The 1,606-nt window shown below is 34.6% G+C and carries 2 protein-coding genes; both read right to left on the reverse strand.

Annotation, left to right across the window (positions count from 1 at the left end):
• Nucleotides 1–147: 147 nt before the first annotated feature.
• Entirely contained in the window at nucleotides 148–699 is a 552-nt protein-coding gene (locus DDF69_RS21950; RefSeq protein WP_114818972.1) for an REP-associated tyrosine transposase, read from the reverse strand.
• A 361-nt stretch (nucleotides 700–1,060) separates the two neighbouring features.
• On the reverse strand, nucleotides 1,061–1,606 hold a 546-nt coding region (locus tag DDF69_RS21960; protein ID WP_114822591.1), incomplete at its 5' end, for an REP-associated tyrosine transposase.

The following is a 1,606-nucleotide window of genomic DNA, read 5'->3' on the forward strand; positions in this document are numbered from 1 at the left end:
CGAGCGTCCCGCTCGTGCCCATAATCTCACAAATTAACATCTATTTCCAGTACTTTCTCATAATCATCACAATAGTTTCTTGCACTACTATATTTCCATTCCCAAGGCTCCCTTTTGCTGGCGCGAGCGTCCCGCTCGTGTCCACAATCATAAATTAACATCGATTTCAAGAATCTCATCATAATCATCACAATAATTCCTTGCACTACTGTGTTTCCATTCCCAAGGCTCCATAACAAAGCCCGCCTTCACAGGGTTTTGATGAACATAATTTAGTTTCTGCTCAAATACCTTCAACGTCCATATTTCTATTGGATTATTATTCTGCTGCCAAAACTGATATTTTTTTATATTAGAATTTCGGCTTCCTGCTTTTTTAAACATCCACAATAACCACTCTTTTCTGCTTTCCTGAGTATTTTCTTCGATAGCCTTAAGCAACTTTTTAGCAGTAAAGCCCTTAAAATCTCTAATTAATTCTGAAGGTTGACCTTTTTCTGATCTGAAAATTAAATGTATATGACTGGGCATGATACAATATCCGAAAATAGTCATTCCTTTATTCTTTCTACAATAATTTAATGCTTCAATAATGATATCGAAATATTCAATTCTTGTAAAAATATCAATCCAAAATACCGTAGCAAAGCTTATAAAATATGCTCCTTCTTTTTCATGAAATTTGTGTTTTCTGCTCATAATCTAAAAGTAATAAAAACTCACATTATTATTTTTAGAAATTAAATTTTTAAAAATAGATTATTGTGGGGACACGAGCGAGACGCTCGCGCCAGCGTGGGGAATATCGAATGTTTATTTTTAAACCATTAAGGAAGGAAAGTTTGGTAAGAATAATCAAAATTGAGGTAACAATTTATGAGTTTCAGTGCGGCTGCAGCCTCTTTTGCTGGCGCGAGCGTCCCGCTCGTGCCCATAATCTCACAAATTAACATCTATTTCCAGTACTTTCTCATAATCATCACAATAGTTTCTTGCACTACTATATTTCCATTCCCAAGGCTCCCTTTTGCTGGCGCGAGCGTCCCGCTCGTGTCCACAATCATAAATTAACATCGATTTCAAGAATCTCATCATAATCATCACAATAATTCCTTGCACTACTGTGTTTCCATTCCCAAGGCTCCATAACAAAGCCCGCCTTCACAGGGTTTTGATGAACATAATTTAGTTTCTGCTCAAATACCTTCAACGTCCATATTTCTATTGGATTATTATTCTGCTGCCAAAACTGATATTTTTTTATATTAGAATTTCGGCTTCCTGCTTTTTTAAACATCCACAATAACCACTCTTTTCTGCTTTCCTGAGTATTTTCTTCGATAGCCTTAAGCAACTTTTTAGCAGTAAAGCCCTTAAAATCTCTAATTAATTCTGAAGGTTGACCTTTTTCTGATCTGAAAATTAAATGTATATGACTGGGCATGATACAATATCCGAAAATAGTCATTCCTTTATTCTTTCTACAATAATTTAATGCTTCAATAATGATATCGAAATATTCAATTCTTGTAAAAATATCAATCCAAAATACCGTAGCAAAGCTTATAAAATATGCTCCTTCTTTTTCATGAAATTTGTGTTTTCT

Origin of the sequence: Chryseobacterium sp. KLBC 52 (genome assembly GCF_003347605.1) — a bacterium.
In the GTDB taxonomy this organism is placed as follows: Bacteria; Bacteroidota; Bacteroidia; order Flavobacteriales; family Weeksellaceae; genus Chryseobacterium.

What these genes read in the sequence shown, in the direction of transcription:
- DDF69_RS21950 (WP_114818972.1), bottom strand. Translation starts at nt 699, where the DNA reads ATGAGCAGAAAACACAAATTTCATGAAAAAGAAGGAGCATATTTTATA.